Source organism: Pelomicrobium sp. G1 (assembly GCF_051905455.1).
Taxonomy (GTDB): domain Bacteria; phylum Pseudomonadota; class Gammaproteobacteria; order Burkholderiales; family UBA6910; genus Pelomicrobium.
The window spans coordinates 123848-139202 of the sequence record NZ_JBQACR010000004.1 but is presented as its reverse complement, the minus strand read 5'-3'; the positions used below and the strand labels follow the sequence as shown (position 1 = coordinate 139202).

The 15355-nt window shown below is 66.8% G+C and carries 17 protein-coding genes; 11 read left to right on the top strand and 6 right to left on the bottom strand.

The features are described from left to right. Positions 1–25 precede the first annotated feature (25 nt). The gene (locus ACTFO6_RS05955) at positions 26–340 is read right to left on the bottom strand and encodes an ArsR/SmtB family transcription factor (RefSeq protein ID WP_333843830.1); all 315 of its coding nucleotides are present in this window, start codon (positions 338–340) and stop codon (positions 26–28) included. Positions 341–479: 139 nt separating this feature from the next. Between ACTFO6_RS05955 and gpmA the strand changes: the two genes are divergently transcribed. The 5 genes from gpmA (at position 480) to ACTFO6_RS05930 (ending at position 5242) form a co-directional block, all read left to right on the top strand. Further along, entirely contained in the window at positions 480–1232 is a 753-nt protein-coding gene (gpmA, locus tag ACTFO6_RS05950; protein ID WP_439933535.1) for a 2,3-diphosphoglycerate-dependent phosphoglycerate mutase, read from the top strand. Further along, positions 1207–2406 carry a murein hydrolase activator EnvC family protein gene (locus ACTFO6_RS05945; RefSeq protein ID WP_439933534.1) on the top strand — a complete coding sequence of 400 codons (1200 nt, stop codon included), beginning with the start codon at positions 1207–1209 and terminating at the stop codon, positions 2404–2406. Before gpmA ends, ACTFO6_RS05945 begins: the two co-directional genes overlap by 26 nt. A gap of 75 nt (positions 2407–2481) precedes the next feature. Further along, the gene (locus ACTFO6_RS05940) at positions 2482–3897 is read left to right on the top strand and encodes a S41 family peptidase (RefSeq protein WP_439933533.1); all 1416 of its coding nucleotides are present in this window, start codon (positions 2482–2484) and stop codon (positions 3895–3897) included. 87 nt (positions 3898–3984) lie between these two features. Beyond that, the gene (locus ACTFO6_RS05935; RefSeq protein ID WP_439933532.1) at positions 3985–4383 is read left to right on the top strand and encodes a hypothetical protein; all 399 of its coding nucleotides are present in this window, start codon (positions 3985–3987) and stop codon (positions 4381–4383) included. 91 nt (positions 4384–4474) lie between these two features. After that, positions 4475–5242: a HesA/MoeB/ThiF family protein gene (locus ACTFO6_RS05930; RefSeq protein WP_439933531.1), complete on the top strand. Its 768-nt coding sequence runs from the start codon at positions 4475–4477 to the stop codon at positions 5240–5242. 7 nt (positions 5243–5249) lie between these two features. Here ACTFO6_RS05930 and slmA read toward each other — a convergent pair whose 3' ends face one another. From slmA to ACTFO6_RS05910, 4 genes are all read right to left on the bottom strand, one after another. Further along, complete coding sequence (gene slmA, locus ACTFO6_RS05925) at positions 5250–5828, bottom strand: nucleoid occlusion factor SlmA (RefSeq protein WP_439933530.1); 579 nt, start codon at positions 5826–5828, stop codon at positions 5250–5252. 34 nt (positions 5829–5862) lie between these two features. Next, positions 5863–6504: a pyrimidine 5'-nucleotidase gene (locus tag ACTFO6_RS05920; RefSeq protein WP_439933529.1), complete on the bottom strand. Its 642-nt coding sequence runs from the start codon at positions 6502–6504 to the stop codon at positions 5863–5865. 40 nt (positions 6505–6544) lie between these two features. Then, on the bottom strand, positions 6545–7432 hold the full coding sequence (argB, locus tag ACTFO6_RS05915; protein ID WP_439933528.1) for an acetylglutamate kinase: 888 nt from the start codon (positions 7430–7432) through the stop codon (positions 6545–6547). A 145-nt stretch (positions 7433–7577) separates the two neighbouring features. Then, entirely contained in the window at positions 7578–7997 is a 420-nt protein-coding gene (locus ACTFO6_RS05910; RefSeq protein WP_439933527.1) for an Hsp20/alpha crystallin family protein, read from the bottom strand. Between the two features lie 219 nt (positions 7998–8216). Here ACTFO6_RS05910 and ACTFO6_RS05905 point away from each other — a divergent pair, with 219 nt between their 5' ends. The 5 genes from ACTFO6_RS05905 (at position 8217) to lipA (ending at position 12200) form a co-directional block, all read left to right on the top strand. Next, complete coding sequence (locus tag ACTFO6_RS05905; RefSeq protein ID WP_439933526.1) at positions 8217–9350, top strand: D-alanyl-D-alanine carboxypeptidase family protein; 1134 nt, start codon at positions 8217–8219, stop codon at positions 9348–9350. Between the two features lie 7 nt (positions 9351–9357). Further along, a complete protein-coding gene (locus ACTFO6_RS05900) occupies positions 9358–10230 on the top strand; it encodes a D-amino acid aminotransferase (RefSeq protein WP_439933525.1) in 873 nt (290 codons plus the stop codon). 11 nt (positions 10231–10241) lie between these two features. Continuing rightward, positions 10242–10508 (top strand): YbeD family protein, encoded by a 267-nt coding sequence (locus tag ACTFO6_RS05895; RefSeq protein WP_439933524.1) that lies wholly within the window; start codon positions 10242–10244, stop codon positions 10506–10508. A 190-nt stretch (positions 10509–10698) separates the two neighbouring features. Then, positions 10699–11262 (top strand): lipoyl(octanoyl) transferase LipB, encoded by a 564-nt coding sequence (lipB, locus tag ACTFO6_RS05890; RefSeq protein ID WP_439933624.1) that lies wholly within the window; start codon positions 10699–10701, stop codon positions 11260–11262. After that, positions 11259–12200: a lipoyl synthase gene (gene lipA / locus ACTFO6_RS05885; protein ID WP_439933523.1), complete on the top strand. Its 942-nt coding sequence runs from the start codon at positions 11259–11261 to the stop codon at positions 12198–12200. Before lipB ends, lipA begins: the two co-directional genes overlap by 4 nt. 90 nt (positions 12201–12290) lie before the next feature. Here the strand turns inward: lipA and ACTFO6_RS05880 are convergent, their stop codons facing one another. Continuing rightward, positions 12291–14309, bottom strand: a complete 2019-nt coding sequence (locus tag ACTFO6_RS05880) for a site-specific recombinase (RefSeq protein ID WP_439933522.1) — start codon at positions 14307–14309, stop codon at positions 12291–12293. 320 nt (positions 14310–14629) lie between these two features. On the opposite strand from ACTFO6_RS05880, the gene ACTFO6_RS05875 reads away from it, so the two are divergent. Beyond that, entirely contained in the window at positions 14630–15346 is a 717-nt protein-coding gene (locus ACTFO6_RS05875; RefSeq protein ID WP_439933521.1) for a DUF4197 domain-containing protein, read from the top strand. Positions 15347–15355: the final 9 nt, after the last annotated feature.

The window sequence follows — 15355 nt, the reverse complement described above, 5'->3', positions numbered from 1 at the left end:
AAACAAGCCGGCGCCAAGCCGGACCCTATTGGGTATAGCCGCAGAAAACCTCGCGCATCATATTGATTAATTTCAATATGCGCGGGTCTGCGATGCGGTAGTAAACTCGGTTGGCATCCTTGCGAGTGCGCAACACCCCCTTGTCGCGCAAAATGGCGAGATGCTGGCTGATATTGCTCTGGGAGGTGCCTACGGCCTCCACGATCTCCTGGACGCTCACCTCCCTCTCCCCCAGCACGCAGAGAATCTTGAGCCGCAGGGGATGGGACATGGCTTTGATCGCCCGGGAAGCTTGCTCGATGTGCTCATCCTGGTCGATGAGCTGGTGGAGAAAGTCCATTTTTGAAGTCGCGGTCGACGGCATGGATGTCGTGGTCAACGGCAGCGTTGTGGGGGCTTAAGGAACGCTATGAAAGCATACTAGAATATTAAAGTAAATTTCTGCTCCCTCGGCCGTCCTTCACAGAAAAAAGAGGCATATGGCAACGCACAAACTGGTCCTGCTCCGCCACGGAGAGAGCCTGTGGAACCGGGAGAACCGCTTCACCGGCTGGACCGATGTGGACCTGTCGGAGAAGGGAATCGAAGAGGCCCGGGCCGCGGGCCGTGTGCTCAAGGCGGAGGGTTTCGACTTCGACCTGGCGTTCACCTCGGTCCTCAAGCGGGCAATCCGCACCCTGTGGCTCGCCCTGGACGAAATGGACCTCATGTGGATCCCCGTCCACAACTCCTGGCGGTTGAACGAGCGCCACTACGGCGCCTTGCAGGGGCTCAACAAGGCCGAGACCGCCGCCCGCTACGGCGAGCAGCAGGTACTCCTGTGGCGCCGCAGTTACGACACTCCGCCCCCCGCCCTGGAGCCCTCCGATCCGCGCCACCCCGGCCGCGATCGGCGCTACCGGGAGCTCAACCCGGAGGAGCTGCCCCTCGCCGAGTCCCTCAAAGACACCGTGGCCCGGTTCGTTCCCTACTGGACCGGGGCCATCGCCCCCGCCGTTCGGCAGGGCTCCCGGGTGCTCATCGTGGGCCACGGCAATTCCCTGCGCGCCCTGATCAAATATCTGGACCGGGTGAGCGACCAGGATATCGTGGGCCTCAACATTCCCACCGGCATCCCCCTGGTCTACGAGCTGGGTCCGAACCTCGAGCCGCTGCGCCACTATTACCTCGGTGACCCGCAAACCGTGGCCCAGGCCGCCCAGGCCGTTGCCAACCAGGGCCGGGCCCGCTGAAGGGCTGCCGCCCCGGGCGGGACGCCTCCTCGTCGCGGCGCTGGCCGCGTCCGTCGTCTTTTCGGTCCAGGCCGGACCGAAGGACGAGCTGGGGGAGTTGCGCCAGCGCCTGCAAGCCCTACGCCAGGAGCTGGAGAAGAACGAAGGATCCAGGGTCGAGGCCGCCGACGCCTTGCGCAGCTCCGAACGAGCGATCAGCGAAGCCAACCGGAAGCTGGCGGCGCTGGAGGCGCGGGAGCGGGAGATCGACGCCCGGCTCGCCGCCCTGGATGAAGAGGCCCGCCGGATCGAGCAAGCCATCCGGGAGCAACGGGAGGTCATCGGCCGGCTTCTCCGGGAACGGTACCGGGCCGGCCAGCAGGAAAGCCTGCGCCTGATCCTGAACAGCGAAGACCCCAACCAGATCGCCCGCCACCTGCACTACCTCACCTATCTCGCCCGCGCCAGAACCGAACGGGTGCGGGCGCTGAAAGAGGACCTGGACCGGCTGGCCCGCCTACAGGGGCAAGCCCGGGAGGAACGCGAGGGCCTGGCCCAGGTGCGGGCGGATCAGACGGCCGAGCGTCAGAGGCTGGAAAAAGAGCAGGAGGCGCGCAGGACGGTTCTCGCCCGGCTTGCCGAAAAAATCCAGGAACAGCGCCGGCAGATCGACACCCTCAAGCGGGACGAGGTGCGGCTCGCCCGGCTGGTAGAGCGGCTGGGCAAGGCGCTTTCGGGCCGCAAGTCGCCGCCGCCTCTGCGCAACCAGGCCACCCCCGACGCCTCCCTGGACGGCCGGGCCTTCGCCGAGCTGAAAGGACGACTGCGGCTCCCCGTACCGGGGGAACTCGCCCATCGCTTCGGCAGCCCAAGGGAAGGCGGACTCACCTGGAAAGGCTTGTTCATCAGGACGCCGCCCGGGCAACCGGTAAAGGCCATCGCCGCGGGCACGGTGGTGTTCGCCGACTGGTTGCGGGGCTTCGGGAATTTGCTGATACTGGACCACGGACGGGGGTTCATGAGCTTGTACGGATTCAACGAAGCTCTGTTGCGGGAAGTCGGCGACCGGGTGAAGGGCGGCGAGCCGGTCGCCCAGACGGGCAACACCGGCGGCCATTCCGAAACGGGGCTATACTTTGAAATTCGACATGAGGGAAAACCGCTCGACCCGTTGGAGTGGGTGACGCTACGTTGATCGAGCCGGGGTTGCTTGGGGGTCGCGGGCACGAAAGGCGTCTCGTGCCGGCGCGGGAAGTTGGAGTAACCGGTAATGCGTAACAAAGTGCATCAAATCGTCCTGGTTCTGGCGGGAGTGGTGGCGGGCGTTTTCTTGAGCCTGCACTTTTCGGCCGTGGCGAACAAGGACGCCTTGACTCCCTTGCCGGTGGAGGAGTTGCGCGCGTTCGCCGAGGTCTACGGGCGCATCAAGAGCGACTACGTGGAGCCGGTGGACGACAAGAAGCTCATCACCGAGGCCATCAACGGCATGCTGACGGGGCTGGACCCCCACTCCGCTTACCTGGACCAGGAGGCGTACAAGGAGCTCCAGGTCGGCACCCAGGGCGAGTTCGGCGGCCTCGGCATCGAGGTCGGCATGGAAGACGGCTTTGTCAAGATCATTTCCCCCATCGAGGATACGCCGGCCCACCGGGCGGGCCTCAAGGCGGGCGACCTGATCATCAAGCTGGACGACACCTCGGTGAAGGGCATGTCCCTCAACGAGGCGGTCAAGCGCATGCGCGGCAAGCCCAACACCCAGATCACCCTCACGGTGCTGCGCAAGGGGGAGGCCAAGCCCTTCGTGGTGACCCTCACCCGGGCCATCATCAAGATCCAGAGCGTCAAATCCAAGCTGATCGAGCCGGACTATGCCTATATCCGCATCACCCAGTTCCAGGAGCATACCGGGGAGAACCTGGTGAAGGCCGTGCAGAATCTTTACAAGCAGAACGAACGGGATCTCAAGGGACTGGTCCTCGATCTGCGCAATGACCCCGGGGGGCTCTTGAACGGGGCCGTGGCGGTGGCGGCGGCGTTCCTGCCCAAGGACGCGCTGGTGGTCTACACGGACGGGCGCACCGAGGACGCCAAGATGCGGCTCACCGCCAGCGCCGAGAACTACCTGCGCGGCCCCTACCGCCGGGATTACCTCAAGGACCTGCCGACCCAAGCGAAGTCCGTGCCCATGGTGGTGCTGGTGAATGGGGGTACCGCCTCGGCCTCGGAAATCGTGGCGGGGGCGCTACAGGACCACAAGCGGGCCGTGATCATGGGCACCCCCACCTTTGGCAAAGGCTCGGTGCAGACTATCCTGCCCCTGGGCAACAACACGGCCATCAAGCTCACCACCGCCCGTTACTATACGCCGAGCGGCCGCTCGATCCAGGCGAAGGGCATCGAGCCCGATATCCTGGTGGAAGACCCGGCCAGCTCGGACCTGGAGGCCCTGCGCCTGCGGGAGGCCGACCTGGAGCGGCATTTGTCCAACGGCCAGGATCAGGGCAGGAAGGATAAGGAGGGACCGGGGAACAGGGAGCCCGCCACCAGCCCGCAGAACGACAAACCCAAGGACGGGGCGCCGGACAGCGCGGAGCGGCGCAAGCCCACGGAGTTCGGCTCCAAGGACGACTACCAGCTCGCCCAGGCCCTCAACCTGCTCAAGGGGCTCAACATCATCGCCAAGTAGGGTGCCCGGGCGGGTGACCTGGCATCCGGTTTGGCGCTACCATGGGAGCGTTGCCTTCGCCCGCGGCCGGCGGAGGCGCCCGCTTCCATGGCTCTCGACGACCGTCACAAGCAACGCCATCTCGTGTTCCATCCGTTGCCCCCCGGCCAGGCGGAAGCGGCCGCCGCCCTGCTCGGCCGTATCGACGGGTTGAAGGTGCGCTGCGAACCGGATGGGGTATCGCTGCGGGTGGAGTACGATCTGCCCGACTTCACCCTCCAGGGCATCGAAGAGACCTTGACCGGCCGCGGCTTCCACCTGGACGGCTCCCTGCTCTCCCGGCTGCGCCGGGCCCTCGTCCACTACTGTGAAGAGGTGCAGTGCGAGAACCTGGCCGCAGAGGGGGAACGCTGCCAGAAATCCCGCGAAATCTGGGTTCAGGCCTACGAACACCATCCCCACGGGGACGCGGACGAGACGCCGGAGGAATGGCGGGCGTATCGATGACGAGGCGGGAGCCTTTCGCAACGAAACGTTCGAATTCCCGAGGACGAGCCGAGGCGGCGCGCCCCCTCCGCCGCAGCGCGCAGGCGAACCCATGAACGACCAGCAGCTTCTCCGCTACAGCCGGCACATCCTGCTCCCCGAGATCGGCATCGAGGGTCAAGAACGCATCCTCGCCGCCCATGCCCTGGTGATCGGCGCAGGCGGCCTGGGTTCCCCCGTGGCCCTGTACCTCACCTCCGCGGGCATCGGCACCCTGACCCTGTGCGACGGCGACCAGGTGGACCTCACCAACCTCCAGCGCCAGATCGTGCACCGGAGCGACGCCCTGGGGCTGCCCAAGGTGGAGTCGGCCCGGCGCACCCTCGCCACCATCAACCCGGAGGTGCGGGTCGAGCCCGTGGCCCAGCGCCTCGACGCCGAGGCCATCGACCGGCTCGTGGGGGAAGCCCACGTGGTGGTGGATTGCAGCGACAATTTCGCCACGCGCCACGCCATCAACCGGGCGTGCGTGGCCCACCGCCGTCCCCTGGTCTCGGGGGCGGGGGTGCGCTTCGACGGCCAGGTGGCGGTGTTCGATCTGCGCCGCGGGGACAGCCCTTGCTACCACTGCCTGTTCCCGGAAGAGGGGGAGGCGGAAGAAACCCGCTGCGCGGTGATGGGGGTGTTCGCGCCCCTGGTGGGCATCATCGGCGCGGTGCAGGCGGCGGAGGCGTTGAAGCTCGTGGCGGGCGTGGGCGAGCCTCTCGCCGGCCGGCTGCTCCTGCTTGATGCCCTCGCCATGGAATGGCGCGAGGTCAAGCTCAGCAAGGACCCCCGCTGTCCCGTGTGCAGCCGGCAGCCGGCCGCGGCCCACGCCTAGCCGGAACCTAATCCCCCAGCAGATCGGCGCGCTGGCCGTTCCAGTATTCCATCGGGTCGCGCTTGAAACCGCTCTTGGCGTACTGGTGCCAGCGGCCCACCACGAAGCTCATGATCAGGTTGGCCCGGGCGGCGGGATCGGCCGCGCCGTCGATCTCCCCCTGGCCGACGGCGAAGCGCAGCGCCTGCCGCAGGCTCGCCTCCAGGCGGTCGTGGAGCTGGTTGACCCGGCCCTGGAGCCGCCCGTCCTCGTAGATCAGGGCGTCCCCGATCAACACCCGGGTCATTCCCGGGTTCTGGCGCGCGAAACCGAGCAGCAGGGAGACTATGCTCTCCAACTGGCGTTTGCCGCTCGGCTCCTCCGCGGTGATCTTGTTCACCAGCCCGAACAGGGTCTGCTCGATGAACTCGATCAGGCCCTCGTACATCTGGGCCTTGCTGGCGAAATGCCGGTAAAGGGCTGCCTCGGACACGTCGAGCCGGGCCGCCAGCGCCGCCGTGGTGATCTTCTCCCCCTTCGGCTCTTCCAGCATCTGGGCCAGAGCCCTCAGGATCTGCAGCTTTCTTTCGCCGCGCCTCGCTGGCATCGCCCCTCCCCTGTGCCGCGCCGCTCCCCGTCCGTTATATCAGCAAGTGCAGCCTGTGCGGAAGCTCCGGCAGGGAGCTTATCTTGACATCGACGTACGGGGGCAGCCGCCCGGAGCGGGTCACCCAGACCGTGCGCATCCCCAGCCGTTTCGCGGTGCGCAAGTTCTGTGGAGTGTCGTCCACCATGACGCAGCGCCGCGGCGACAGGCGGTGCCGGTCGAGCAGCCGGCGGAAGCCGTAGACGTCCGGCTTGGGACGGAACTGGGTGTGCTCGATGGAAAACACGTCGTCGAAATACCGGTCGACGTCCAGGAGCCGCACCACCGCTCGGGCGTAGTGGGCCGGCGCGTTGGAAAAAACGATCTTGCGGCCGGGCAGGCGCCGCAGGACGCCGTGCAGGTATGGCTCCCGGCGCAGCATGCGCTCGAGTTCCGGGAACTGATGCGTGTGCCAGAGGAAGTGGCGCGGGTCGGTGCCGTGGTGGCGCATGAGCCCCAGCAGCGTCGCCCCGTAGCGTTTCCAGTAGGCGACGCGCAGGGCCTGGGCGGCCTCCGGATCGAGATCGAGATGGGCCTGTAGATAAGCCGTCATGCTGCGGCTCAAGTGGGGAAAGATATGGGGCGAGGCGTCATGGAGCGTGTTGTCCAGGTCGAAGATCCAGGTGAGGCCCCGCATCGCCGACTCCGCTCCCGGCCGGCATATCCCCGGGTAGCGTCTAACGGGCCTTGATCAGGGTGCCGACCCCTTCGTCCGTCAGCACCTCGAGGAGCACGGCGTGCTCCACCCGCCCGTCGATGATATGCACAGATTTCACGCCGCTGCGCGCCGCGTCCAGGGCCGCGGCGATCTTGGGCAGCATGCCGCCCGAAAGCGTACCGTCGGCGAGCAGGGCGTCCACCTCCTTGGGGGTGAGCCCGGTGAGGAGCCTGCCGTCCTTGTCCAGCACCCCCGGGGTGTTGGTGAGCAGGATCAGCTTTTCGGCGCGCAGCACCTCCGCCAGCTTGCCGGCCACCACGTCGGCGTTGATGTTGTATGCCTCGCCCTCGGCGCCGACCCCGATCGGGGCGATGACCGGAATGAAGTCGCCCTGGTCGAGGAAAGCGATCAGGCCGGGATCGACGCTCACGATCTCGCCCACCTGGCCGATGTCGATCGGCTCCTCGGCGTTGTCGCGGCTCGGCATGAGGAGCTTCCTGGCGCGGATGAAGGCCCCGTCCTTGCCCGTGAGCCCCACCGCCTTGCCGCCGTGCTGGTTGATGCGGTTGACGATTTCCTTGTTCACCAGGCCGCCCAGCACCATCTCCACCAGATCCATGGTTTCCCGGTCGGTCACCCGCATGCCCTGGACGAACCGTCCCTGCTTGCCCACCCGGGCGAGCAGCTCGTCTATCTGGGGGCCGCCGCCGTGCACCACCACCGGATTCATGCCCACGAGCTTCAACAGCACCACGTCCCGGGCGAAACCGTTTTTCAGGTTCTCGTCGATCATGGCGTTGCCGCCGTACTTGATGACGATGGTCTTGCCATGGAAGCGCCGGATGTAGGGCAGCGCCTCGGCGAGAACCCGCGCCTTTTCGCGGGCGCTGGCGGGGGTAAGGCTCATGGGGGACGGGGCTCGGGGGAACGGGATTGGGGAAAAAAGAGCTCGCGACGCGGGGAAAACCTGCCTTATTCTACATCGGCCGGCAGGCCACGCGCGGGCGTTGCCGCCAGCGCGTGGCCCGTGCCGTACGCCGCATGGATGCCTGTCAAGAGATGGTCAGCCGGCGGCCGCTTGCTGCCGTGCGCTTGGGCAGGGTAAGCTCCAGCACGCCGTCGACGAAGCGGGCGCTCGCGGCCCCTTCGTCCACTTCCTGCCCCAGGGAGAAGGCGCGGAAGAGCTTTCCGTAGTAACGCTCCCGGCGCAACACCTTTTCGTTCTGCCGCTCCTCGCCGTTCTTCTTCACCTCCGCGGCGATGGCCACCTGATTGCCGTCGATGGTGACCTGGATGTCGTCTTTTTTGACACCGGGCAGCTCCGCCAGCACGGTGTACTTCTGCTCGTCCTCCTTCACGTCCATCCTGAAATGGGCGGGTCCCCGGCTCTCCAGGCTCATGGGTCGGACGAAAAACCCCTGCAGCAGGTCGTCCAGCTCTCCAAAGGGATCGAAGCGGGTGATGTTAGCCATGGGTGCCTCCGTCGGTGCTGGTGCATGGGTGGAACCTTTTTTGTTTAAATAGGTGCTGGAGCGCCTGTTTCAAGGCCGGCCCGGTGAGGGAGACCCACGGCGGGCCGTACGGCCCGGAAACCTTTCTCGCCAGCGCGCGGTCTTCCGGGAGGGCGGACGCCTCGCGGAAACGGATCCTGAGGTCGTTCGCCGCAAGACGGTATAATACAAATTTTGCCTATGACACGTCTCCTTACCGCCCTTCTCTTCGCCAGCTTTCTCCTCCACGCCCAAGCCCAGACTCCCGGAGCGCCCAAGGCGCCGCCCGTGACGGCCAAGGCGTGGGTGCTCATGGACTTCTATACCGGCCAGGTGATCGCCGGGGAAAACATGCACGAACGCATGGAGCCGGCCTCCCTGACCAAGCTCATGACGGCCTACCTCGCCTTCTCGGCCCTCAAGCAGAAGCAGTTGCGCCTCGACCAGACGGTACCGGTATCGACGAAGGCCTGGCGCGCCGAGGGCTCCCGCATGTTCATCGAGCCGGGGAAGCCGGTGACGGTGGAGGAGCTGTTGAACGGCATGATCGTGCAGTCCGGCAACGACGCCTCCATCGCCCTGGCCGAGGCCGTCGCCGGCTCCGAGCAGGTCTTCGCCCAGATGATGAACCGGGAGGCGGCCCGGCTCGGCCTCAAGAACACCCAGTTCGTCAACGCCACCGGGCTGCCCGACCCGCAGCAATATTCCACCGCCCACGACATCGCCCTACTGGCGGCTGCGTTGATCCGTGATTTCCCGGATTTCTACCCGCTCTACTCGCAAAAGGAGTACACCTATAACAACATCCGGCAGGCCAACCGCAACCGCCTGCTGTGGACCGATCCCTACGTGGACGGGGTGAAGACCGGCCACACGGAGGCCGCAGGGTACTGCCTGGTCGCCTCTACCCGCCGGGACGGCCGGCGCCTGATCTCGGTGGTTATGGGGGCGGGCTCCGAGACCGCCCGGGCGGTGGAGAGCCAGAAGCTGCTCAACTGGGGATTGCAGTTCTTCGACACGGTGCGGGTGTACCAGAAAGGGCAGGAGGTGGCCGTGCTGCCGGTCTGGAAAGGCAAGGAGAACGCGGTCAAGGTGGGCTTCCAGGACGACCTCTACCTCACCCTTCCCAAGGGCCAGGCGGAGCGCATTAAGGCCGCCCTGGAGCGGCAGGAACCCCTGATCGCCCCGGTGGCGGCGGGCCAGAAGGTGGGAACCTTGCGCCTCACCGTGGACGGCCAGCCGCTGGGCGAGTATCCGGTGGTGGCGTTGCAGAGCGTCCCGGTGGCCAACGTCTTCGGTCGCGCCTGGGACAGCTTGAAGCTCCTATTCAACTGAGGCTGCCATGATCTACCTGAACGGCCAGTTCATGCCCCTGGAAGAGGCGCGCATCCCGGTGCTGGACCGCGGCTTCATCTTCGGCGACGGGGTCTACGAGCTGATCCCGGTGTATTCGCGCCACCCGTTTCGCCTGGTCGAGCACCTGCAACGGCTGGATGCGAGCCTCAAGGAAATCCGGCTGCCCAATCCCCATTCTCTCGACGAGTGGGCGCGCCTTGTCCAAGAGGTCATCGCCCGCAATCCCTGGGAGGACCAGGGCGTGTACCTGCAGGTGACCCGCGGCGTGGCTCCGCGCGACCACGCTTTTCCCGTAGGCGTCGATCCCACCGTGTTCATCATGGCGAACCCCCTGTCCACCCCGCCCCGGGAGCAGATGGAAAAAGGGGTCGCCTGCGTCACTGCCGCCGACAACCGCTGGCTCCGGTGCAACATCAAGTCCATTTCGCTTCTGGCCAACGTGCTGCTGCGGCAGCAGGCGGTTGACGCTGGAGCGGTGGAGACCATCCTGCTGCGGGACGGCTTCCTCACCGAGGGGTCGGCGAGCAACGTGTTCGTGGTGCGCGGGGACACCCTGCTCACGCCGCCCAAGAACCACTTGATCCTGCCGGGCATCACCTACGACGTGGTGCTGGAGCTGGCCGCCTCCGGCGGCATCCCCGCGGAGGTGCGCGAGGTGTCGGAATTCGAGCTTCGTTCCGCCCAGGAGGTAATGCTCACCTCCTCCACCAAGGAAATCCTGGCGGTGGTGGAGCTGGACGGCCGGAAGGTGGGCGGCGGCCGGCCCGGACCGGTGTTCCAGCGGCTCCACCGGCTGTACCAGGAGTTCAAAGCCCGGGTGATGCGGACTCCGGCCCAGTCCCAGGCCCTCACCCGTTGAGATGGAGCCTTATGGACGAGCCCGCTTCAGCCCTCCGATACCCGTGCGATTTCCCCCTCAAGGTGATGGGACGGATGGAGCCTGGCTTCGCCCAGGCGGTGCTGGAGATCGTGCTGCAGCATGCCCCGGACTTCGACGCTGCGTCCATGGAGCTGCGCCCGAGCCGGCAAGCCCGCTACCTCAGCGTGACCTGCACCGTCCGCGCCACTTCGCGGGAGCAGCTCGATGCCCTGTACCGAGCCCTGTGCGACCACCCGAAGGTGGTGATGGTGCTGTGACGAGAGAGGACGCATGGGGCTGGAGGTGCTGAAACCAGCGGAGCCGAGCCACGAGGGCAACGCGCCCGCGGACGGGGTCGCAGTGCCTACGCCCGAAGGGCGCAGGGGCAACCCGGGAGCGGGCAAAGGCGCGCCCGCTTTCGTGATCCGACGGCTGGGGCATGCCGACTACGTCCCCACCTGGCAGGCGATGAAGGCGTTCACCCTTTCCCGGCGCGAAGACACACCGGACGAGCTGTGGGTCGTGGAGCATCCCCCCGTCTATACCGTGGGGCTGGCCGGGCGGGCGGAGCACCTGCCGCGCCGCGCCGACATCCCGGTGGTGCAGGTAGACCGGGGCGGCCAGATCACCTACCATGGGCCGGGCCAGATCGTCGTCTACCTGCTCCTGGACCTGCGCCGGCTGAAGCTCGCCGTGCGCCCGCTGGTGCGGCGCATGGAGCGGGCCGTGATCCAGCTCCTCGCCCGGCGCGGCGTCGAGGCCCACGCCCGAGACGACGCGCCGGGCGTCTACGTGGAGGGCGCCAAGATCGCAGCGCTGGGGTTGCGGATCCGCAACGGCTGCTGTTACCACGGGCTGGCGTTTAACGTGGACATGGACCTTGCGCCCTTCGAGGCCATCGACCCCTGCGGCTACCCGGGCTTGCGGGTGACGCAAGCGCGCAACTGGGGACTCACCGAACCCATGGACGCCCTGGCCGAGGAATTGATGGAAAACCTGGTAAGCGCCCTGTATCCGAGCATCCGACCATGACCGGCGCCATCGAGCGGGAAAAAGGTGCGGCCAAGACCGCCCGCAATCCCATCAAGATCGTTCCCCAGGAGACCCTTCTCAAGAAACCTTCCTGGATCCGGGTGCGAGTGGGGGGCGGCGAGCGGTTCCAGGAGATCAAGCGGCTGCTGCGCGCCCAGAGGCTGCACACCGTGTGCGAAGAGGCCTCCTGCCCCAACATCGGCGAGTGCTTCGGCAAGGGCACGGCCACTTTCATGATCCTGGGGGACCTGTGCACCCGCCGCTGCCCCTTCTGCGACGTGGCCCACGGCCGGCCGAAGCCGCCGGACCCCGAAGAGCCGCGGCATCTCGCGGAGACCGTGGCAGCGCTGAAGCTCAGATACGTGGTGATCACCAGCGTCGACCGGGACGACCTGCGGGACGGCGGCGCCCGGCACTTCGCCGATTGCATCCAGGCGCTGCGGCAGCGCTCTCCAGGGACCCGGATCGAGATCCTGGTGCCCGATTTCCGCGGCCGGCTGGAAGTGGCCCTCGAGATCCTTACCCGCCATCCCCCGGACGTGATGAACCACAACCTGGAGACGGTACCGCGGCTCTACAAGCTGGCGCGCCCAGGGGCGGATTACGCCCACTCCCTCAGGCTGCTCCAGGCGTTCAAGGCCCGGGCGCCGGGCGTGCCCACCAAGTCCGGGCTGATGGTGGGCCTGGGGGAGACGGACGAGGAGATCCTGGCGGTGATGCGCGACCTGCGGGCCCACGACGTGGAAATGCTCACCATCGGCCAGTACCTCCAGCCCACGGCCGGACACCTCCCCGTGGCCCGCTACGTGGAGCCCGAACGATTCCAGGCCTACGAGCGGGCGGCGCGGGAGATGGGCTTCGCCCACGCAGCGTGCGGCCCCCTGGTGCGCTCCAGCTACCACGCGGACCTACAGGCCCACGAGGCCGGCGTCTATTGAGCCTTCGTCAAGGGTTGTTTGACCATTGACCGCAGTCCCCTCCCTCCTCCCGGGAGAGGGGTTGAGCGCTCGCCGTGGAAATCCTGCCGCTCAAGGCGCCGCGGTCTCTCCCCGCCGCATCGGGACGAAAAACTCCAGCGGGCTGCGGAAAAAGCGCTTCACCACCTGCCACAAGAGCCCCTTCGCATCCCGCAGCCTGGCCCTGCGCGCCCGCAGGGCCACGTTGATCGCCAGGGTGAAGCTCACCAGCAGGTTAGTGACGCCGATCAGGTATAACCCCACCAGGCTGACGGCCAGGGCCTCCCACGCCACGGCATGCTCCAGCCCGACCAGGGCGTAGCCCAGGTTGGCGGTGGAGAAGGCGACGTGGCGGATGTCTAGGGGTAAGCCCATCAGAAACCCGATGAAGGGCGTGATCCCCAGGAGGACGCCGAAGAAGAAGTTGCCCGCCAGCGCCCCCAGGTGCTCGTGCACGTAGCCGGCGAAGCGCTCGGTGCGCTCCCTCCCCAGCAGCCGGTTCAGCCAGCGCAGATGTTTCACGCGCTGCGGGATTTGGTTGTAGACCGCCAGGTTGTCGTAATAGCCGGCGATCAGTCCTGCCAGGAACAGCCACACTCCCGCGATGGCGGCGTGGACCAGGGCGAGGCTCGTCCAGGGATCGAGCTCGTGCAGCAGCAGACCTGCCTTGGCCGGCGACACCGCGTGCTCGTCCAGCAGGCCGAACCAGAGCCAGGCGAGGAGATACGCCACCGGAAACGCCATCACCATGTTGCCCACGATGGCGATGAACTGGCTACGCATCACGTCCACGATCAGCGTTTCCAGCTTGCTCAGGTTGCGCCGGCCCGAGTCGGTTTCCGCCTCGATGGTGGCGGCGATGGTCTGGGCGGTCATGGCGGGCTGCTTGGTGGCGATGGTGAAATGGAAAAGATGCACCACCACGAAACCGAGCCCGTAGTTGAGACACACCGCCGCGGCCTCGATCAGGGGCGGAAGCTGGAGCTTGAGCAGGGCGATCTTGACCAGGGCCATGACGCCCACGATGAGCCCGGCGCCCATGGCGGAGCGCAGCATGCCGAAATACTCGGACGCGGTCACGGTCACGTAGTGCTCGCCCGCCCGGCCGCCCCGCTCCACGATCTGCAGCGCCAGCAGCTCCACGTTCTGGGCGATGTAGCGGCGCAGGCTGGCGCGGGTGTTCTCCGCCTGGATCACCTGCTTGAGCAGGGCGAGGGCCTGCCGGGGCCGGTCCTGGGCCTGGGCGGGATCCAGGAGGGCGAGGAGCGTCTTGACGCGCTCGATCGATTGAGCGAGGCGCAGCAGCAGGTAGCCCAGGTTCACGCTGGCGCCGTTCTTATTGGCCCGCCGCCGGATGCGGGCCATCACCTCCTCGCACTGGTGCAGAAGCACCCCCAGGTGCCGGTCGTCCTCGGGGGCCGGCTCGCGCCCGTCGAGCCATGCCCGGTAGCGCCGGATCCAGGCCACGATCTCCTGATTCTGGGCGAGGAACGGAGACTCGAACTCCTCGATGGCCGGCTCGTTGCGCACGAGCTCCGGTTCGAGCCCCATGGCCGCGATGCGGTAGGAGACGATTTGCAGCGCCTCCAGCACCTCCTCCTGCAGGGCGCCGGGGTCGGCGGCTTCGGCCAGCCTCAGGGCCCGGTACAGGCCGAGCCAGGTGTCTTCCGGGATACGGCCCACCCACTGATAGTCGTCCCGCCGCCAGAACACGACACCGATCAGATCCCGCAGATGGGCGGGATTCGGGGCCCAAGGGAGGAGGGCGCCGCCGATGCGCCGCAGCAGACCCCGGGCAAAACTCTCGTTGGGGAAGATTCCGCTGTCGGCGTACAGGTGCACCTGGCGCTTGGAGGCCAGCAGGTGAAGCAAGTAACGGCGGAAGGCATCCTGATACTCGGCGTTCTCCTCCAGGAGAAGCGCGAGCTGCTGGAGACGGGCGATGGCGGAGGCAACCTTCGCTGGATTCTCCGGCCGCAGCCTATCCACCAGGTGGACCAGGGGAGCGATGTCCTCGGAATCGGCGCCGACGAAGGCCTGAAGCGCCCGCTCCAGATGCTGGCCCTGAGCTTCCTGCGCCGTCCGGGTCATCCGGTCGCTCCCAAGACAATGGAATGAGGAAGTTTGCGGTCTTTCCCCGGTGGCGGCAAGCTTCCCGCTTTATTGAGCCTCCGGTAAATGGTTGACGAACCATTTACCGCTGTCCCTCCTCTCTCCTTCCCTCTCTCCCGGAGGGAGAGAGGGACTGGACTGTCCTCCTCCCTCGCCGGGGGAGAAGGAAGAGGAGGGGGATGCCCCTCTCCCCCAGGGAGAGGGGGAAGGGGAGAGGGCCGAGTATCGTCAAGCATTTTCAGGAGGCTTCGTAGGTTCTGGTTGAGGCAGACGTCCGGGGGCCGTATGATGGCGGGGCCATGACCCGCCGTCGTCCCAAGAACTGGAATTTCACCGTCACCGGTTGCCTCGCCCTGCTCCTGCTGGGGCCTTCTTTCTTTCCTCCCTCCGCCCTCGCCGTGACCGGGCTGTCGGACCAGGAGGCCGTCGACGGGCTCAAGCAGGCCCTGATCCAGGGCTCGAGCGTGGCGGTTGGGAAGCTCGGCGTGCCGGACGGGTTCCTCGGCAACCCCAAGGTGAGGATTCCCCTGCCCGAGCACCTCCAGAAAGGCGCCTCGATGCTGCGCATGCTGGGCCTGGGGGCCCAGCTCGACCAGTTGGAAGTGACCATGAATCGGGCCGCCGAGGCGGCGGTGCCGGAAGCGAAGGCCATCTTGCTGGAATCCATCAAGAAGATGTCGATCCAGGACGCCCGGCAGATCTTGACCGGCGGCAACACCGCCGCCACCGAGTACTTCCGCCGCACCGCCTCCGCACCCCTTGCCGCTCGGTTCCTGCCCATCGTCAAGCGGGCCACCGACCAAGTGGGGCTCGCCCGCCAGTACGACCAGATCGCCGGGCCGGCCGCTCAGTTGGGCCTGATCGACGAAAAACAGGCCACCTTGGACGGCTACGTCACCCAGAAGGCCCTGGACGGCCTGTTCCTGATGATGGCCGAAGAGGAACGGGCGATCCGCCGGGATCCCCTGGGCCAGGGAAGCCGCCTCCTGCGCAAGGTGTTCGGCGCGATCCGTTGAAGCGCAGGA